Genomic DNA, 18882 nt, shown 5'->3' with positions numbered 1-18882 from the left:
ACTCAGTTGACCCGTCACCCATTGGTTGGCCCACTGTTCTAGTTGGTAGAGGCTAAGGCTGAGGTTGAACATGGTTTTAGGTTTTCGTTAATTGGCGGGAAGCGCCGCGTTCTCCCGAAGGGAAATCTTGCTGCTCAATGTACCACTTCAAGACGGATACGGTGACCGCTGCACCACTGGCGATGAAGTAGGACTCATTTTCCCATAGAACTTTTTTACCCGCAGCCTGCAACTAGAGACAGACTTCAGGTTGTGCGTGAACTTGGACAGCGCCAAAACAGGATGTGGATGGGTTCGGCCTCACCGTTGACCTCTGTTAGCTCAGCAGTTTTCAGGATGAGCGTACAGGCTTAATCCAGAAAATGAACATGCTGCGGCAATATTTTGGGGTCAAAAAAGTGGGCCTAGGGCATCGGCTCACTATAAAACGCGCAGGTGGAAAGACTGGAGAAGCCCGCCCTCTAGGCGAAGCGGGAGGGTCGGGAGCATGTCACGGGTTAAAGGATACTGCAGGACCGGCGGTTACAATGACAAGGTGGTCGGGATCAATCAACTCTTGCAGTGCTTGATTGACCTGTTCTAGGGTCACCGCCTGCAAGCGATCGCCAAAGGCCTGAAGTTCTTCGGGGGGCAATTCCACAGAGGCATTCCCCAAAAGCGTCCGCGCCAGCACATCCACATTGGCTAACTCCACAAGGTAAGTATTGCTGAGGCTGCGCTTGGCGGCTTCCAGTTCCGTTGCGGTCAGTCCTTGGCGGCGCGCCTCCCGCAGAAGCTCTAAGGTTGCTTGAATGGCCTTGGGGGTGTCCTCAGGTGCCGTTTGCAGTTGGATGATAAAAGGCCCTGCCTGCCGACCGGCAGTAAAGAAACTGTGGATGCCGTAGGTCAGTCCCTGGCGATCGCGAATCTCCGTGCCCAAGCGACTGGCCAGCGTATCTCCCCCCAAGATGTGGTTCATGAGCATTGCGGCGTAAAAGCGGGGATCTCGCCGATCAATTCCCGGCGTCCCCAAATAGGTAATCGCTTGGCTTTTGCCGGGGATGACGGCGTTCTTAAACAGGGGGCGTGGGGGAAGGGAGGGGGCAGGAAAGGTGAGGGAGAGGGGATCGCCTTGGGGTTGCCAGGCGCCAAAGATGTCCTTGAGGCGCGATCGCACCGCTGCGGGGTCAAAATCTCCCACCAGTGTCAAAATCGTGTGCTCAGGAGTATAGGCCGCGCGGTAAAAATCCACCACATCTTGGCGGCGAATGGCCTGGACGGATTCAGGAGTCGCAAAGGGATGGAGGGGATGGTGGGCAGGATAGAGGGTTTCTTGGAGGACTCGGCGTCCCCAGCGCACCGGATCGTCCGCCTCCAGACTCAGGGCAGTGAGATGGCGCTGTTGGCTAAGTTTGAATTCCGATTCTGGAAAGGTGGCCTCCTGAAGCACTTCCCCCAGGATTTCCAAGAGGGTGGGTAGCTCACTGGCCAAGGCATAGCCCTCAATGTCCACCCCGTCGCGGAAGGCGGTAAATTCTAGGCTAATGCCGCGGTCTTCAAGGGTTTGTGCCAAAGCAAGCGCGGTTTTCCTGCCGGTGCCGTTGAGGAGATTGGCTGCCGTCAGGTGAGCCACCCCTGGCCGAGTCAGCAGGTCATAGGCAGTGCCAGCCTCAATGCGTCCCGCCAGGGTCACCGTCGGTGTACTGCGATCCACCAGTAAGAGCACCCGCAGGCCGTTTTTCAGGGTGAACGTTTCCACCGCATTGTTTTTGACCTCAGGCGCAGTCTGCCCACTGGCTTGGGGTAAATAGGCCGCAATGGTTTGGGGATCCACCGGCTCACCGACCAAATGAGGCGCCGTGGTTTGGGCAGCAGGACGGCCTGGGAGTTCACCCTCCACCACTTCACTGGGAATAAATTCGCCCACTATCCAGCGATCGCGCCCAAAGTAGGTTTGCACCACCCGTTGCACATCCGCAGCAGTGACCTGTTCAACGGCGGCAAGGTGGCGATCGCTAAAGCGATAATCCCCGGTGAGGGTTTCATCGTTAGCCAGTTGACTGGCTTGCGCATCAATATCGCGATTGCGCAACACAAAGTTGGCCTTAAGCTGCTGTTTTGCCCGTTGCAATTCGGCGGGGGTGAGGGGTTGCTGAGCAAGGCGCTCAAGAATTTTGCCGATGGTCTGCTCAATGGTCTCAAGGGATTGCTGCGGGGCAGCGATCGCCCCCACTTCAAACCAGCCCCCCACCTGTAAGGCTGCTCCATAGGAGTAGGCGGAACTGGCTTGTCCCGTCTCCACAAGCTCCTGATACAGATACGAGCTGCGCCCGCCACTGAGGAGCATATCGAGCACATCCAAGGCCGCTTGATCGGGATGGGTTATCCCCGGAATCGGTACCAGCAGTTGCCATAGCGGGGCACTCCCCGGTTCTGTGAGGCGAATGCGCTGCGATTGACCCGCCACCGGGGGCAGCAACGGGGGAGACTTCAGGGGGGCAGTTGGCCGTGGAATTTGCCCAAAGGTTTTCTTGACCAGTTCCAGCGCCCTTGGGGCACGCACATCCCCCGCAATTACCAGAACTGCATTATCGGGGCGGTAGTACTGCTGGTAAAAAGCTTTCACCGCCGGCAGTGTAAATTGCTCCACCTCCGTTGCTGTACCCCCCACCGGCAACCCATAGGGATGATGGGGATACAGCGCCGCCATTAGGGCGCGATTGAGACGATATTCGGGACTGTTCTCATAGCCCTGCAGCTCCGAGATCACCACCCGCTTTTCACTCTCAAGGGCAGCGGCGTTCATCAGGAGATTCTGCAGGCGATCGGCCTCAAGAACAAGCAGAGCTTCCAGTTGATCGGCGCGCACCGTGTGGTGGTAAGCCGTCATATCGTAGCTGGTAAAGGCATTGGAAGAACTGCCTAGGGCGTAAAATAACTGGCCAAACTGGATGGGGCGGCTTTTGGTGCCCTTAAACATCAAATGCTCCAGTTGGTGGGCAATGCCGTTTTCCCCCTTGGGTTCATGGCGGGAGCCGACGCGATACCAGACCTGTAAACTCACGACTGGCGCTGTGGCAATCTCCTTAATTAGAACCGTGAGACCATTGTCTAAAACGGTTTTGGTGACACCACCGCCTAGGGCTTCTAGGGGGTTCAGGGGAAAAATCACAGCCAAACTCGTACTCAGGAGTATCCAGCCAATGAACAAGAAAATTTTAACGAATTTTGGAGCTATCCCTAGCGTCACTATTTAGTCTCTTAGTCTCTAATTTCTCCTGTTCACTCATTGGCCTTCTCCCCTGAGCTTTCCCTTTCTATTTTGATTTTGAACGAATTTTGACAGCACCCCTAGGGCACAAAGCGTAGGAATTTTTTCTTACCCACTTGCAGCACTTGGTTGACATAGGGTTCTGGGGCAGTGAGGGTAAAGTCCACATCGGTAATTTTTTCGCCGTTAAGCCGTACCCCTCCCCCTTGGATTTGCCGCCGCGCTTCGCTACTACTGGGGCAGAGTTTGGTGTGACTGAGGATGTAGGTCAGCTTCACTGGAAATTGAAACACTCCTAGGGAATACTCTGGAATTGACCCTGCTTGGCTGGTTTGCCCTTGGGTGACGATCGCCGCCAGTTCTGCTTGCGTCTGTAGGGCAAGCTCGCGTCCGTGGTATTGACTGACAACTTCTAGAGCGAGCAGTTTCTGGCGATCGCGGGGATTGCTGGGCAAACTGTCTAAAGGCAAGTCTGTGAGCAACTCAAGGTACTGATTGACCAACGCATCGGGGATCTTCTCTAACTTGGAGTACATACTGGCTGCCGACTCCGTGAGCGCCACATAGTTGCCCAAGGACTTGGACATTTTCTGAATCCCGTCTGTCCCCACAAGGATCGGCATGAGCAGACCAAATTGCCGCGTCGGCAAGCCAAAGTGGCGCTGTAAATCGCGACCCACGGCAATATTAAACTTCTGATCGGTTCCCCCCAGTTCCACATCCGCTGCCACTGCCACCGAATCGTAACCCTGCATCAGGGGGTAAAGAAACTCATGGAGAAAAATCGGTGCTTCCTTAGCGTAGCGTTCGGCAAACCCCTCCTTGGCCAGCATTTGACCCACCGTCATGGTTCCCAAAAGCTCCAGCACTTGCCGCAGGTTCAACTTTGCCAACCACTCTGAGTTGTAGCGAATTTCTAAGCGGCCGGGCGTCTCAAAATCTAAGATGGGCTTCACCTGGTCAAGATAGGTTTGTACATTGGCGGCCACCTCCTCAGCGGTCAGTTGCTTGCGCACCTCAGATTTTCCCGTGGGGTCACCAATTTGAGCTGTAAAGTCGCCAATAATCAGCACTGCACAGTGACCGGCATCCTGAAACTGCCGTAGCTTGCGCAGGACAATGCTATGGCCAAGGTGGATTTCCCTGCCTGTGGGATCAATGCCAAACTTAATCCGCAATGGGCGCTGGGTTTGCCGCAGATAGACCCAGAGGTTTTCCTCGGGTTTGGTGGAATCGGGCACATGGGGAAATGTTTCGACAACACCGCGCTGCAGCCGCGCAATGGTGGCCTCAAGGTTTGGGGACATGGCAATTGTTGGGCTAAGACATGATTGTGGTCTAGGATGGCTATGATAGCAATCAATCGCGATCGCGCGGCCATTTTGGCATCCTAATACTTTTATCCAGATAAAAATCATATACAAAGCAAAAATCATTGGCCTTGAGGAAGCAACCGTCGTGTCCACCACTACCCTTGGCAAACACCTCTCCCAAACTCGCCCCCAAGACGAAAACTTTTGGCGTGGGGTACTGCGGATTGCCAATCGCACTTTTTTAGTGGGGATGACCTTAAGCTGTGCCGCTATTGGGGGTGGTCTGCTGGGCTTGGCCCTGAGCTTTCGCAATCTGCCGGACGTGCGATCGCTGCGCGGCTATATCCCCAGTGAAACAACGCACATTTACGATGCCAAGGGCACATTGCTCGTGAGCCTGCACGATGAGGAAAACCGCGAAGTTGTCCCCTTGGCGGAAATTTCGCCCAATCTGAAACTGGCTGTGATGGCGATCGAAGACAGTAGCTTCTACCAGCATCGCGGTATTAATCCCATTGGCATTTCCCGTGCCTTCATCGTCAATCTCACCTCAGGGCGTACCATTCAGGGTGGCTCTACCCTAACCATGCAATTGGTGAAAAATCTCTTTTTGTCCCAAGACCGCTCCATTAGCCGCAAAGTTGCCGAAGCGGTGCTGGCGATGCGCCTTGAGCAGATCTTCAGCAAAGACGAGATTTTGGAGATGTACCTCAATCAAGTCTATTGGGGACACAACACCTACGGCGTGCAAACGGCCGCCCAAAGCTACTTCAAAAAAAATGCTGCCGACCTTAGCCTTGCCGAAGCAGCAATGATGGCGGGAATTATTCAAGCGCCGGAGGCCTACAGTCCCTTTGTGGATTTTCAGCTGGCCAAAGAACGACAGAAATTGGTACTAGATCGGATGGTAGAGTTGGGTTGGATTACCCCCCAAGAGGCTGCCGCTGCTGCCCAAGAGCCAATCCAGCTGGGGGAGATTACCTCCTTCCAACGCAGTCGCAGCCCGTGGATTACCGATGCCGTTTTGCAGGAGTTGACCCGCCAATTTGGCCGTGAAGCGGTCATGCGGGGGGGGATGCGGGTACAAAGCAGCCTTGACCTAAAATTGCAAAAAATAGCCGAGGACACCATCCAGCGCGGCTATGAAAGCTTGCAAGCCAGTGGTGTGCGGGCAGATCAGTTGGCCTTGGCAGCTGTGGATCCCCGAACTCACTATGTCAAAGCCCTTGTCGGCGGTGTGGATTACAACCGCAGTCAGTTTAATCGCGCCACCCAAGCCATGCGTCAGCCGGGGTCTGCCTTTAAGCCCTTTGTTTTCTACGCCGCCTATGCCAGCGGCAAATATACCCCCGATTCAGGAATTAGTGACTCCCCGGTGCGTTACCGCGATGGCGATGGCTGGTATGTGCCGCGCAATTACGATGGTTCGTTTATGGGCGGGATGTCGATGCGCATGGCTTTGGCTCTGTCCCGCAATATTCCCGCCATTGTCCTCGGCCAAGAGGTGGGCATTGAGCGCGTAATTGAAGTTTGCCGTACCCTTGGCATTACCAGTCCAATGTTGCCGGTGGTGTCCCTGCCTTTGGGAGCTGTGGATCTCACTCCTTTAGAAATGGCAGCGGCCTATGCCACGTTTGCCAATAACGGCTGGCAATCCCCCACCACAACTATTATTCAAGTTACCGATAACGATGGTCATTTGCTCTTGGATCACACACCGCGCCCGAAACTCGTACTTGACCCTTGGGCAGCGGCAGCCGTGAACGATACACTGCGGAGTGTGATCACCAGTGGCACAGGAACAGCAGCCAATCTTGGCCGCCCCGCCGCAGGAAAAACCGGCACAACTTCCTCTGAGCGAGATATTTGGTTTGTGGGTTATGTCCCGCAGTTGGCGGCGGCTGTTTGGGCAGGAAATGACAACTATGCCCCCTTAGGTCAAGGGGCAACGGGGGGTGGCTTTATGGCACCCATTTGGCGGGAGTTCATGACTCAGGCGCTCAAGGATGTGCCCGTTGAGGACTTTGTGCCCATGTCGAAATTCCCGCGACCGAAGCCGCAACGCCAAGCCAATTAAATCTTCCGCGCCACTCCTCATCCGTCTAAGGGGTGAGGTAGCCCATGGAGAAGCTTGAATTCAGCCGGGGAGTACGCCGTTGGCGACCTCTGGGTTGTGGTTGGGCATTGCAACCAATTTGCAGAAAACTCAGTAGGATTGTTGTAACCATTCTCAATAAGCTGCGATTGTTGCAAATGACACCTGTTGTCGGCTATCATGCAAGCCAATAGCAGCAGATTAAGCGAATCTCCTATGCCACCTTACACAGCAGCAGCCTTAAAGGCAGAACTTAACGAAAAAGGTTGGCGGTTGACACCACAGCGGGAAACGATTCTTAAGATTTTCCAGAATCTACCCAAGGGCAACCACCTCAGCGCTGAAGACCTCCACCATGAGCTGCGCAAGCAGGGACATTCCATTAGTTTATCTACCGTTTATCGCACTGTGAAGTTGATGTCCCGGATGGGCATTCTGCGGGAGTTAGAACTTGCTGAGGGGCACAAGCACTATGAACTAAATACGATGTCGCCGCACCACCATCACCACATGGTGTGTGTTCAATGCAACCTCACAATAGAGTTCGATAATGATACGGTGTTCAAACAGGCTCTCAAGCAAACGGAGAAGTATGGCTTGCAGTTAATTGATTGTCAATTGACGATCTATACCATTTGTCCAGAGGCGCTGCGGCGGGGCTACCCTGGACTCCCGGAAAACTGGGTCTGTAATAAAGCAATTGCTCAGGGGGCAGACCTCCCCTCCCGCGATAAATGAGACTGGAGGCGCTGGCGATCGCCCTTGTGGGAATAGCAGGTTTGAGGCCCCAAAGCCTAGGGGTGGAGTTTCCCGATGGTCGGGTGGCTTTTGACCACCCCCCTGCTTTTGTTGCAGCGAATACCCACTCTCCCCCAGTGGGGCTTACCCATACCACCTACAATTTTATTGTGCAAATACCGACTACTGCAGGCGAACCCCTTGCCCCTCTGGATATTCAGCAGCTTTCTAGCATAGAGACGATTTACTTTTTGCCCCAACGCACCCGTGCCTTTGTTGGGGAACGCTCCCGCCGGCCGATTCCCTTGGGGGAGGTGAAATTTGATGGCACCTCAGCCCGCCTAAGCGTGACATTTGATCCCCCTGTCTCAGCGGGGTCGTACCTGCGTCTTAAGGTTGCGCCTCTACGCAATCCCTACTGGGATGGGACGTATCTTTTTGCCGTGACAGCCTTTCCGCGGGGAGGCGATCGCGCCCTGGGTCAAAATCTCGGCACGGGTCGGCTGCAGTTCTACCGCAATTCTCATTTTTTCTAAGGTGACGGCACTGGCAGCCTTACCGCCCCCCCTCCAGCCGGGCGATCGCCTAGCCGTTGCGTTTCCCAGTGGCGCCCTCAGAGAGCCAGAGCGCTTTTGGCAGGGAGTGGCTTGTTGGCGCGCCCAGGGCTATGAGGTTGTTGTGGACGAGGCTGCCTTTGCGGCCTGGGGCTACCTAGCTGGTTCCGATCAACAGCGGCGCGATCGCCTGTGGCGCTTATTGCAAGATGATTCTATTAAAGGCATCCTCTGCGGGCGGGGCGGGTTTGGTGCCACTCGGCTTCTGGAACGGTGGCAGTGGCCTATGGGATCACCGAAATGGTTGATTGGCTTTTCGGATATTACGGCTCTCCTGTGGAGCTATGCTGCTCAGGGGGTGGCAGGGGTTCATGGCCCTGTACTGACGACGCTTGCCGAGGAACCCCTTTGGAGTCAGCAGCGCCTTTTTGATCTTGTGCAGGGTAAACCCTTAGAGCCGCTATTCGGAAGGGGCTGGGGAGGCGGTACGGTTCAAGGTCGCCTGTTAGTAGGGAATTTAACGGTTGCCACTCACCTACTGGCGACACCCGATTGTCCACCGCTTGAGAATGTAATCTTGGCCTTAGAGGATGTGGGTGAAGCCCCCTATCGCATTGACCGCATGCTGACGCAGTGGCGGCGTAGTGGTGCGTTGAATCAGGTTAAGGGAATTGCCCTTGGCCGTTTTAGTGGCTGTGAAGACCCAACTACCCAACCCAATTTTCGCGTGGTTGAGGTTTTGGGCGATCGGCTGGGGGACTTAGGAATTCCCATTGTGAGTGACTTGCCCTTTGGCCATGCAGGAGTCAATGCCGCCTTACCGGTGGGGGTGGCCACTGAGCTAGATGGCGATCGCGGATCTTTACACGTACTGCTATGAGAACCAATCAAAACCCGATCTTCAAGTCGCCGCGATTGGTAAAAACTAATCCCATTCATAAGCAGAAGCCGATCTCGCGCCAACAGTGAAATGAAAATCTGGGTGATAAGATATGGGGGATTCCATCAAGGTGCGGAAAGAGTTATGGATTTGGTGACACTGGCTGGACAGCTCAATGCAGGCACCATTTTGCCGGAAACCCTCGTGATCATAACGCTACTTGTTGTCCTCCTAGCGGATTTGATTCAGGGACGGCAGGCGGATCGCTGGACTCCCTACTTAGCCATTGTGGGTTTAGGGGGGGCGATCGCCACAATGATTCCCCTCTGGACACAGTCCGACACCGTCAGTTTCTTCGGCAGTTTTATTAGCGATCGCCTCAGCCTGTTTTTCCGCGGACTGATTGCCCTTTCCGCCTTGGGCACCATTCTCATGTCCATTCGCTATGTGGAACAAACCGGCAGCTCCCTTGGCGAATTTATGACCATCCTACTGACGGCCACGGTGGGTGGCATGTTTATTGCCGGTGCCCAAGAACTGGTGTTTATCTTTGTAGCCCTAGAAACTCTGAGTATTGCCTCCTATCTCCTCGCCGGCTACACCAAGCGAGACAGTCGCTCCAACGAAGCTGCCTTAAAATATCTCCTAATTGGGGCCGCCAGTTCTGCCATTTTTCTCTACGGCTCATCCCTGTTGTACGGTCTTTCCGGTGGATACACCCAGTTGCCGGCAATTGCCCAAGCCCTGTCCGCGGAATCCCTCGGTTTGGTGGTCGCCTTGGTCTTTGTTATTGCCGGGATTAGTTTCAAAATTTCTGCTGTCCCCTTTCACCAATGGACGCCCGATGTCTATGAAGGCGCCCCTACGCCCGTGGTGGCTTTTCTTTCCGTAGGCTCCAAGGCTGCCGGTTTTGCCCTTGCCATTCGCTTTTTAACCTTGGCTTTCCCCAGTGTGACCGATCAATGGCAACTTATCTTTACAGTGCTGGCAATTCTCAGCATGATTCTCGGCAATGTGGTTGCCCTTGCCCAAACCAGCATGAAACGGATGCTGGCCTACTCTTCCATTGGTCAAGCCGGGTTTGTGATGATTGGTTTTGTGGTTGGCACTGAGGCAGGTTACGCCAGTATGCTCTTTTATCTGCTGGTGTACCTCTTCATGAACCTAGGTGCCTTTACCTGTGTCATTCTCTTCTCCCTGCGCACGGGCACCGATCAAATTAGTGAGTATGCGGGTCTCTATCAAAAAGATCCCCTCCTCACCCTTGGTCTGAGTCTATGTCTGCTTTCTCTGGGGGGGATTCCGCCCTTGGCCGGCTTCTTTGGCAAGATCTATCTCTTCTGGGCGGGCTGGCAAGCGGGAGCCTATGGTCTAGTGCTATTGGGTCTTTTGACGAGCGTCATCTCTATTTACTACTACATCCGCGTCGTCAAAATGATGGTGGTCAAGGAACCCCACGAAATGTCGCTAGCAGTGCAAAACTACCCAGAGGTGTCTTGGTCGAGTTTTGGCATGCGTCCTTTGCAGGTGGGTTTGGTGGTGACGGTCATTGCCACTTCCTTAGCGGGTATCTTGGCCAATCCCCTCTTTAACTTGGTGAATACGGCCGTGCTGGATGTGCCCCAACTGGCCAATCAACCGACAGTGACGACGGTGGCCTACCAGTCCCTTCCCCCCGCGGGCGAATCTTAAGGATGATTTCACGACGATCTCCGCTCTATCCTTCTAGAATCGAGGGGAAGTTGTGCTCGGAAAAATCACAGTGGTGGAATTGGCGCAGCGCCTAGCCACGGAGGCGGAGACCTTGCAACTCATTGATGTGCGAGAACCAGAGGAATGGGCGATCGCCCACCTGCCTCACTTCACCCTTTTGCCCTTGAGTGCGTTTCCCCAATGGTCACCCCAAATTTGTCAGCTCTTTGATCCAGGTCGGGAAACCTTGGTCCTCTGCCACCACGGTGTGCGCTCGGCACAAATGGGTCACTGGCTGATTCAGCAGGGATTCCGCGATGTGAAGAACATTGTCGGTGGCATTGATGCCTATGCTGCGGCAGTGGATCCAACCCTACCCCGTTACTAGTTGATTGCCTTGGGAGAGTTCTCATGACCTTGAAAGTCGGCATTAATGGCTTTGGCCGCATTGGCCGCTTGGTGCTGCGGGCGGGTCTCGCCTACGACAATATCGAGTTTGTCGGCATTAACGATCTGGTGCCGGCGGATAACTTGGCCTATCTCTTCAAGTATGATTCCACCCACGGCATCTATCCGGGTACCGTCAAAGCCACAGCGGAGGGCATTGAAGTGGATGGCAAGTTTATTCCCTGTACGGCCATTCGCAATCCCGCCGAACTGCCTTGGGGGTCGGTTGGTGCCGACTACGTGGTTGAGTCCACGGGGTTATTTACTGGCTATGAGGGCGCAGCTCAGCATTTACAAGCGGGTGCTAAACGCGTGGTAATTTCAGCCCCCACCAAGGATGCCGATAAGGTGAAAACGATTGTCGTTGGGGTCAATGAGGCAGCCTTTGATCCAGCGGTGGATGTGATTGTCTCTAATGCCAGTTGCACCACGAATTGCTTGGCACCGGTGGCTAAGGTTTTACATCAGACGTTTGGGTTAGCCGAGGGTCTAATGACAACGGTGCACTCGGTCACAGCAACCCAACCCACCGTGGACGGCCCCAGTAAGAAGGATTGGCGTGGCGGCCGGGGAGCGGGTCAAAATATTATCCCGGCTTCTACGGGAGCTGCTAAGGCAGTAACACTGGTCTTGCCAGAACTGAAGGGCAAACTGACAGGGATGGCCTTTCGCGTCCCCACCCCTGATGTCTCGGTGGTGGATTTAACATTCAAAACGGAGAAGGCAACCAGCTATGCCGAAATTTGCGCTGCCATGAAGGCGGCCGCCGAGGGGGAACTCAAGGGTATTTTGGGCTATACCGAAGAGGCAGTGGTCTCCAGTGATTTTATTGGCGATGGCCGCTCCAGTATCTTCGATGCCACGGCGGGGATTGAACTCAACCCCCACTTCTTCAAGGTGGTTGCTTGGTATGACAATGAGTGGGGGTACTCCTGCCGGGTGGTGGATCTACTGAAAATAATGGCTGCTAAAGAGGGACTGCTCTAGCGCCCTAAGTCGTGGAGATGGTGGATAACGTCGCAGCAGTGCTGGGTCACCGCCTCTAGGAGGGCGCGATCGCCCGTAGGCGGTGGCGGAATGGGCGCGCCAATGCGGACGGTAATGGGAGCTGGGCGGGGGAAAGGGCTGTTTTTGAGAATCTCCTGCGTTCCCCAGAGGCAGACGGGCAACAGCGGCGCTTGGGCTTTGGCCGCAATCAGTGCTGCCCCCAGTTTCGGGTCATGGATGCGACCATCGGGGGTGCGTGTGCCCTCAAGAAAAACCCCCACCGCCCATCCCTGCTCTAGGGCGTTGAGGGCAGCCTGCAGGGCGCGGCGATCGCCGGCTCCCCGCTTTACGGGATAGGCGCCGTACCAAGTAATCAAGGTGCGAAAAATAGGAATCTGGAACAATTCCTCCTTGGCCATCCAAGCCACAGGGCGGCGCACACAGTTGGAGATCAAGGGAGGATCAAAGTAGCTGGCGTGATTGGCCACCACCACCAAGGGACCCCGCAGCGGTACGTGATCGGCACCATAAATGCGCCCGCGGAAATAGGTGTGCAGCAGTGGACTCACCACCGACCATTTGAAGAGATGATAGAGGAGGAGGCTAATCAGCGGCTCGCGATCGCGACTCACCCAAGGCTCTCCAAACTGGCAATTGTGGCAACGCTAGTAACCGCAATCTCTGGGGTGGTGCGTTTAACCAACCCCGCCAGGACATTGCCGGGGCCAATTTCTAAGGCTTGGCTCACCCCCGCCGCCGCAAGGGCATGACAGGTTTCTACCCAGCGCACAGCACCGGTCATCTGGGATTGTAACCGTGCCTTGATCACCGCTGCATCCCTGGTGGGTTGGGGGTCAACATTGTTCAAGACGGGAAAGATTGCCTCTTGGAATGTACACTCATCCAGTAGGGTGGCAAACGTGGCCGCAGCCTCCGCCATAAAGGGGGAATGAAATGCCCCACTCACATTCAGGGGCACCGCTCGTTTCACGTTAATTTTCCCTAGCAGAGCGTCCACCGCTTGCGGCAGCCCCGAAATCACCACCTGCTCCGGATGGTTATCATTGGCGAGAACGACATGGGGGGTGCTAGCGATCGCCCCTTGTAACTGCTCGCGGTCAAACCCCAGCAAGGCCACCATCTTGCCCCCCCCGGCGGCATCCATTAGTTCGGCTCGCCGCTGCACCAACTTCAGCCCCGTTTCAAAATCAAAGACCTCCGCGGCATAGAGGGCAGCGTATTCTCCAAGACTGTGACCCGCCACAAAATCCGCTTTTGCCCCCCGCTCTTTGAGGGCATCCACCAACAGGCTCTCCAGCACAAACAAACTCGGCTGGGTGTAAAGGGTTTGATGCAAATTGCCGATGCGGCCTGCACAGCAGTCTGGAACCGACCACCCCAGGATTGCCGCTGCCTCTTCGCACCGCTTCTTGGCTGGGGGATAGGCCGTCAGCAAATCCGCCATCATCTCTGGATGTTGCGACCCTTGGCCGGGAAATAACCATGCTGTCTTCGTCATCGGCAGTGCTCAACTCGAACCGCAATCTACTTTACCCGATTTGGCATGTCCGTTATACTGGAAAATTGTCGAGAAAAAGCTGCCCCTTCTATCTCCATAGGCTGACATGATTAAACTGCGTCTTAAGCGCTACGGCAAAAAACGGAACGCCACCTACCGAATTGTGGCCATGAATAATAGCGATCGCCGCGATGGGCGTGCCCTTGAGGAATTGGGCTTCTACGATCCGATCCGGGATGAAGTGCGCCTCAACGAAGAGGCGATTAAGCGGCGTTTGGCGCAGGGCGCACAGCCCACAGATACCGTGCGGCGGCTCTTTGTCAAAGCTAATCTTCTCCCCGAAACTGCCAAAAAATAGGCAATGACCGAGTCGGCTGCTCCCAACTACGCTGCCCTCATTCGTTTCCTGCTTGAGCCGTTTATGGAGGCTCCAGAAACTCTGAGGCTGCATGCAGAGTTTTCCCCTGCCAATTCTCGCATTTGGGTACGCCTTGCCTTTGCCGGTGAAGACAAGGGGCGGGTCTATGGCCGTGGCGGTCGTAATCTCCATGCCGTTCGAGCAGTTCTCCAGGCTGCCGCTCAAGCTGCCGGTCAGCAGGTTTACCTAGATGTTTACGACGATGCCAAAAGTACGCCTAAAATAGATCATCAAGGGGGCGATCGCCCGCGGCGATCCCGTCGTCGTTCCTATCCATCATCAAGGAGGCAAAGTTAGCGCGTGACTGAAGTGCGTTTAGGTGAAAACGAATCCATTGAGTCCGCCCTACGGCGATTCAAGAAAAAAATCCAAAAGGCGGGCATTCTTTCGGAAGTCAAACGGCGTGAACGTTACGAAAAACCCAGCCTACGCCGTAAGCGCAAACAGGAGGCCGCCCGCAAGCGCAACCGCTAAGTTTGAGGTATGACCACGAGGGAAAGCCTCACGATTGATCTTCATAGCCCGGAGAGCGCGATCGCCCTTGTCGGTGAGCAAGAAGCCAATTTACGCATCTTTGCCGCTCAAACAGGGGCGACCCTCGTGTTAAGGGGGCGCGATCTGTGCATCACGGGCACCCCTGCACAAATCCAACTCTGCCAACAACTCATTCAAGACCTCGGTACCCTCTGGCGTGAGGGACGGCCAGTGTCGGGGGTAGATATTCTCACCGTCCGCCAGGCCTACGATACCCAACAGCGGGAAGCCCTCCAAGAGCTGCAACAGGATATTCTGGCTCGCACCCGTCGCGGTGATATTATTCGCGCCAAAACCTTTCGCCAGCGCCAGTATGTGCAAGCGATTCGCAGTCATACGCTGACCTTTGGCATTGGGCCGGCGGGAACCGGCAAAACATTCTTGGCCACCGTCTTGGCGGTTCAGGCGTTGCTCGCGGGTACCTATGAGCGGTTAATCTTGACGCGGCCTGCAGTGGAAGCAGGGGAGCGACTGGGCTTTTTGCCGGGGGATCTGCAGCAAAAAATTGATCCCTATTTGCGCCCTCTCTACGATGCCCTTTACGAACTGGTGGAGCCGGAGAAAATTAGTAACCTGATGCAGCGAGGGGTGATTGAAGTGGCGCCCTTGGCCTACATGCGGGGGCGTACCCTGAATAATGCCTTTGTCATTCTTGATGAGGCACAGAACACCACCCCTGCCCAAATGAAAATGGTATTGACCCGCATTGGTTTTAACTCCTGCTTGGTGGTGACCGGAGACCTGACGCAAACGGATTTACCAGACCATCAAACCTCCGGCCTCAGTGTGGCCACAAAAGTTCTCAAGGACGTAGAAGGGGTTGCCTTTTGCTATTTAACCAAGGGGGATGTGATTCGCCATCCCCTTGTGGAGCGGATTATTGATGCCTACGATCGCCATGAGCAGGCCTTGCTCACGAAGCCAAAAGAGCGCGCATCTGGGCGTAGCGATCGCTCAACCAAGGCCAATTAACCACCTGCCACCAAGCCTCTAGGTATTGATCGCGGCGGTTGCGATACGTTAGGTAGTAGGCATGTTCCCACAGATCATTGCCCAAGATGGGCAGTTGCCCCTGCATCAGCGGAGAATCTTGGTTCAGCGTGGTGGTAATTTCTAGATTCCCTTGGGGCGTGAGCACAAGCCAGACCCAGCCACTGCCAAAGTGCCGCAGACCCGCCTCCTGAAACTGAGTTTGAAACTCCGAGAAAGAACCAAATGTGGCCGCAATTGCTGTGGCCAAGTCCCCGGTGGGTTCACCGCCACCCTGCGGCGCCATACTTTGCCAAAAGAGGGAATGGTTGGCATGGCCACCCCCATGGTTGCGTACGGCTTGTTGGATGGCAGTGGGTAGTTGGCGAATGCGGCGTAGGAGGTCTTCAATAGCCAGCCCATGCCATTGGCGGTAGGGTGTCAGGACCTTGTTCAGTGTCTTCACATAGGCCGCATGGTGTTTATCGTGGTGCAGGTGCATCGTCTCCGCATCAATGACCGGCTCCAGGGCGTCGTAGGCATAGGGCAAGGGGGGCAGCCCATAAATTTCTAACGGCTCACCTTGAGCCACGGCGGGACGCGATCGCAACCAGAGGGTAGCAGCACTGCCGACAAGGAGGCCGAGGGTTTGACGACGGGTTAGGGGCATACTGAGTACGTGAGATGTTCCCGCTAATAGTTTAAGCCCCTCAGAATTATCTTTGGCACAGCAGCAGTTGTTGGGCTTGACGGGGGGGTAGTCCCTCCAGGAGCGATCGCAAATCATTCCCTTGGAAACCTTGGGTCAAAAGCTGCAAGCTGTATTGTCTCAGATGACGGCGGGGAGGATGGCTCTTTGACAGTGTGGTCACTCATTACAAAGCCTTTATTAGCCCTATCTTCAAATTGAATTGGTATAGGTATTAGCACTTAGCCAGGTGATGGTTTCCCGCAGCCATGCCTCTGGATCACTACTGTTGGCGAGAGTACCCATTTGACCGACGGCGGTGAGGGCAGCTTCAATTTCGCGATCGCTATAGCCCAGAGCCAAAAGAGTCAACTCCAGTTCTTCACGCAGCGCTGCGGTGGGCACGCCAGCGGGAGCGGTTGTTAACCCTGTTTCCTCTCGCCAAGCACTCAATGCAGCTTTGAGTTCAAGGGCAATCCGTTCAGCGGTTTTATTGCCCACCCCTGGCGCGCGGCTTAGACGACGGGCATTACCACTCACGATTGCCTGCACTAGTTCCGGCAGAGGCAGGGTATCCAGCAACGATAGCGCCATCTGCGGCCCAACCCCATTGACACGGATTAAACGCCCAAAGAGATCCCGCTCCGCTGCCGAGGCAAAGCCATAGAGGAGCATCTGGTCTTCACGGACACTGAGATGGGTAAAAATCTGCACCACCTCAGCACTTGGTGGGTATTGCCGCAAAAGATGGGAGGTGACTAGCAAGCGATACCCCACCCCATTTACCTCTAGGATGAGGGCAGAGCGATGACCACCCTCGGATTGATGGGCAACAACAGTTCCTTTGAGGTAGGCAAACACAGTCGGTTTCTGCTCGCGGATTCTTGGCAATAGAGTAGCCAAGCCGATGATGAGATTCGAACTCATGACCGCTCGATTACGAATCGAGTGCTCTACCGCTGAGCTACATCGGCATTCAAGGCATTACTTATGCTAGCACGATCGCCCCGAGAACGGGCAGGGCAGTGGAAAAATTTTTGCGATTGCGCGCTTGTGTCCATCTGCCCCAAGGGTTACAATAGACGATTGTGTTAATTAACGAGTTAAGAAAATCACTTGGCAAACGTCGTCGTTGTTGGTGCCCAGTGGGGCGATGAAGGTAAGGGCAAAATCACCGATCTCCTGAGCAAGTCTGCCGATGTGGTAGTTCGCTATCAGGGCGGTGTTAACGCAGGTCACACGATTGTCGTCAAGGACCAAACCCTGAAATTGCACCTGATTCCGTCGGGGATTCTCTACCCCGATACCCAGTGCATCATTGGGGCGGGAACAGTGGTAGATCCCAAGGTACTCCTTGAGGAACTGGAGCAACTGGAACAGTTGGGGGTGAGCACGGAGAATCTGCTGATTGCAGAAACCGCCCATGTGACGATGCCCTACCACCGCCAGTTGGATATTGCCGCTGAGGAGCGGCGGGGCGCCCACCGCATTGGTACGACGGGACGGGGAATTGGCCCCACCTATGCCGATAAATCGGAGCGCGTGGGCATCCGTATGCTGGATTTGCTGGATGCAGAGCAGTTGGCTGCCAAGCTGGAGTGGGCGATCGCCCAAAAGAATTTGATCCTCGAAAAACTTTATGGACTTGCTCCCCTCGAACCCCAGCCGATCATTGAAGAATACTGTGCCTACGGTGAGCGCCTGCGATCGCACATCGTGGATGGTTCCCTCGTGCTCGATGATGCCATCCGTCGGCGGCGCAACATTCTCTTTGAAGGTGCCCAAGGTACCCTCTTAGACCTCGATCACGGCACCTATCCCTACGTCACCTCCTCAAACCCTGTGGCCGGGGGTGCCTGTGTCGGAGCCGGCATTGGGCCGACGATGATTGACCGCGTCATTGGTGTGGCCAAAGCCTATACCACTCGGGTTGGCGAAGGGCCTTTTCCAACAGAACTCTTGGATGAGGTGGGCGAACTCTTGGGCAATCGCGGTGCTGAATTTGGCACCACGACTGGGCGACGCCGTCGCTGTGGCTGGTTTGATGCAGTAATCGGCCGCTACGCTGTGCGCATCAATGGTCTGGATTGCTTGGCCATTACAAAGCTGGATGTTTTGGATGAATTGCCAGAAATCAAGGTGTGCGTTGCCTACGATATTGACGGTGAGCGGTGCGAACACTTTCCCAGCAATGCCCTCAAGTTTGCCCGCTGTCGTCCCATCTATGAAACCCTGCCGGGGTGGCAGCAATCCACCCGTCATTGCCGCTCCCTCGATGATCTGCCCAAGGCGGCATTGAACTATCTGAAGTTTTTGGCTGAAATTATGTCTGTTCCCATTGCAATTGTCTCCTTGGGAGCAGAGCGCAGCCAAACCATCATTGTTGAGGATCCGATTCACGGCCCCAAACGGGCACTCCTCAAAGATGATGGCACCCAAGTCCATCCCGTTTTATCTTAGTAATCCTAGTTGGAGTTGCAGCAATGTCTCGTTCCTTAACCATCGAGGGGCAACTACGCCCTGCCAATGCTAAGCCCAATGCCCTGCGGCGTGAGGGCAAAACCCCTGCTGTCCTCTATGGCCCTGCCATTGCATCCTCCGTTGCCTTGGTGGTGGATAGCCATGCCGCCGAACTTTTGGTGCGGGATGCTCGTCCTCAGAAAACCCCCATTCAGCTTTCCGTGCCCGAGCTGCCGTGGCAGGGAACAGTGGTGCTTCAGGAGGTGCAAACCCACCCCGCCAGGGATACCCTCTACCACCTCTCCTTTTTAGCCAAAGCTGAAAACTAGTCTCTGAGG

20 protein-coding genes and 1 tRNA gene are annotated in these 18882 nt (G+C 55.1%); 13 read left to right on the top strand and 8 right to left on the bottom strand.

All coding sequences use genetic code 11. The annotated features are described in order from the left end of the window. Nucleotides 1-490: 490 nt before the first annotated feature. Both Q0683_RS00680 and tyrS read right to left on the bottom strand, forming a co-directional pair. Complete coding sequence (locus Q0683_RS00680; RefSeq protein ID WP_298975718.1) at nt 491-3151, bottom strand: pitrilysin family protein; 2661 nt, start codon at nt 3149-3151, stop codon at nt 491-493. A gap of 179 nt (nt 3152-3330) precedes the next feature. Next, nucleotides 3331-4557 (bottom strand): tyrosine--tRNA ligase, encoded by a 1227-nt coding sequence (tyrS, locus tag Q0683_RS00675; RefSeq protein WP_298975717.1) that lies wholly within the window; start codon nt 4555-4557, stop codon nt 3331-3333. Nucleotides 4558-4813: 256 nt separating this feature from the next. Here tyrS and Q0683_RS00670 point away from each other — a divergent pair, with 256 nt between their 5' ends. From Q0683_RS00670 to gap, 7 genes are all read left to right on the top strand, one after another. Continuing rightward, nucleotides 4814-6640 (top strand): penicillin-binding protein 1A, encoded by a 1827-nt coding sequence (locus Q0683_RS00670; RefSeq protein WP_366142711.1) that lies wholly within the window; start codon nt 4814-4816, stop codon nt 6638-6640. A 234-nt stretch (nt 6641-6874) separates the two neighbouring features. Continuing rightward, nucleotides 6875-7396: a transcriptional repressor gene (locus Q0683_RS00665; protein ID WP_298612211.1), complete on the top strand. Its 522-nt coding sequence runs from the start codon at nt 6875-6877 to the stop codon at nt 7394-7396. After that, nucleotides 7393-7932, top strand: coding sequence for a DUF2808 domain-containing protein (locus Q0683_RS00660; RefSeq protein WP_298617224.1), 540 nt, complete (start codon nt 7393-7395; stop codon nt 7930-7932). Before Q0683_RS00665 ends, Q0683_RS00660 begins: the two co-directional genes overlap by 4 nt. A 1-nt stretch (nt 7933) precedes the next feature. Continuing rightward, entirely contained in the window at nt 7934-8830 is an 897-nt protein-coding gene (locus Q0683_RS00655; RefSeq protein ID WP_298612217.1) for an LD-carboxypeptidase, read from the top strand. A gap of 144 nt (nt 8831-8974) precedes the next feature. Then, a complete protein-coding gene (locus Q0683_RS00650) occupies nt 8975-10522 on the top strand; it encodes an NAD(P)H-quinone oxidoreductase subunit N (protein ID WP_298612220.1) in 1548 nt (515 codons plus the stop codon). 52 nt (nt 10523-10574) lie between these two features. Next, nucleotides 10575-10910, top strand: coding sequence for a rhodanese-like domain-containing protein (locus Q0683_RS00645; protein ID WP_298612223.1), 336 nt, complete (start codon nt 10575-10577; stop codon nt 10908-10910). Between the two features lie 23 nt (nt 10911-10933). Further along, nucleotides 10934-11956, top strand: a complete 1023-nt coding sequence (gene gap, locus Q0683_RS00640) for a type I glyceraldehyde-3-phosphate dehydrogenase (RefSeq protein ID WP_298612229.1) — start codon at nt 10934-10936, stop codon at nt 11954-11956. Here the strand turns inward: gap and Q0683_RS00635 are convergent. Together Q0683_RS00635 and fabD are read right to left on the bottom strand one after the other, a co-directional pair. Beyond that, nucleotides 11953-12588 carry a 1-acyl-sn-glycerol-3-phosphate acyltransferase gene (locus Q0683_RS00635; RefSeq protein WP_298612232.1) on the bottom strand — a complete coding sequence of 212 codons (636 nt, stop codon included), beginning with the start codon at nt 12586-12588 and terminating at the stop codon, nt 11953-11955. The genes gap and Q0683_RS00635 overlap by 4 nt on opposite strands. After that, nucleotides 12585-13475, bottom strand: coding sequence for an ACP S-malonyltransferase (gene fabD, locus Q0683_RS00630; protein ID WP_298612235.1), 891 nt, complete (start codon nt 13473-13475; stop codon nt 12585-12587). The genes Q0683_RS00635 and fabD overlap by 4 nt, the downstream gene beginning before the upstream one ends. A 106-nt stretch (nt 13476-13581) precedes the next feature. On the opposite strand from fabD, the gene rpsP reads away from it, so the two are divergent. The 4 genes from rpsP to Q0683_RS00610 are packed head-to-tail and all read left to right on the top strand — an operon-like array spanning nt 13582 to nt 15399. Then, nucleotides 13582-13833, top strand: a complete 252-nt coding sequence (gene rpsP / locus Q0683_RS00625; RefSeq protein WP_298612238.1) for a 30S ribosomal protein S16 — start codon at nt 13582-13584, stop codon at nt 13831-13833. A gap of 3 nt (nt 13834-13836) precedes the next feature. Then, nucleotides 13837-14190 (top strand): KH domain-containing protein, encoded by a 354-nt coding sequence (locus Q0683_RS00620; protein WP_298612241.1) that lies wholly within the window; start codon nt 13837-13839, stop codon nt 14188-14190. Between the two features lie 3 nt (nt 14191-14193). Continuing rightward, nucleotides 14194-14367 (top strand): 30S ribosomal protein S21, encoded by a 174-nt coding sequence (gene rpsU / locus Q0683_RS00615; RefSeq protein ID WP_298612244.1) that lies wholly within the window; start codon nt 14194-14196, stop codon nt 14365-14367. Between the two features lie 9 nt (nt 14368-14376). Continuing rightward, on the top strand, nt 14377-15399 hold the full coding sequence (locus Q0683_RS00610; RefSeq protein ID WP_298617229.1) for a PhoH family protein: 1023 nt from the start codon (nt 14377-14379) through the stop codon (nt 15397-15399). Here Q0683_RS00610 and Q0683_RS00605 read toward each other — a convergent pair. From Q0683_RS00605 to Q0683_RS00590, 4 genes are all read right to left on the bottom strand, one after another. Further along, a complete protein-coding gene (locus Q0683_RS00605; protein ID WP_298617231.1) occupies nt 15341-16066 on the bottom strand; it encodes a superoxide dismutase in 726 nt (241 codons plus the stop codon). The two genes, Q0683_RS00610 and Q0683_RS00605, sit on opposite strands and share 59 nt — an antisense overlap. Before the next feature lie 46 nt (nt 16067-16112). Beyond that, a complete protein-coding gene (locus Q0683_RS00600) occupies nt 16113-16268 on the bottom strand; it encodes a hypothetical protein (RefSeq protein WP_298975706.1) in 156 nt (51 codons plus the stop codon). Between the two features lie 29 nt (nt 16269-16297). Further along, nucleotides 16298-16945: a Holliday junction branch migration protein RuvA gene (gene ruvA / locus Q0683_RS00595; RefSeq protein WP_366142498.1), complete on the bottom strand. Its 648-nt coding sequence runs from the start codon at nt 16943-16945 to the stop codon at nt 16298-16300. A gap of 41 nt (nt 16946-16986) precedes the next feature. Further along, nucleotides 16987-17058: transfer RNA gene (locus tag Q0683_RS00590), tRNA-Thr, on the bottom strand. 142 nt (nt 17059-17200) lie between these two features. On the opposite strand from Q0683_RS00590, the gene Q0683_RS00585 reads away from it, so the two are divergent. Together Q0683_RS00585 and rplY are read left to right on the top strand one after the other, a co-directional pair. Continuing rightward, nucleotides 17201-18544 (top strand): adenylosuccinate synthase, encoded by a 1344-nt coding sequence (locus tag Q0683_RS00585; RefSeq protein WP_298612261.1) that lies wholly within the window; start codon nt 17201-17203, stop codon nt 18542-18544. 23 nt (nt 18545-18567) lie between these two features. Continuing rightward, a complete protein-coding gene (gene rplY / locus Q0683_RS00580; protein WP_298612264.1) occupies nt 18568-18873 on the top strand; it encodes a 50S ribosomal protein L25 in 306 nt (101 codons plus the stop codon). Nucleotides 18874-18882 lie beyond the last annotated feature (9 nt).

The sequence above is a fragment of the uncultured Thermosynechococcus sp. genome (assembly GCF_938074695.1).
Classification (GTDB): Bacteria; Cyanobacteriota; Cyanobacteriia; order Thermosynechococcales; family Thermosynechococcaceae; genus Thermosynechococcus.
Note: the sequence above shows the minus strand (reverse complement) of the source record. Positions and strands in the feature narration are given on the sequence as shown.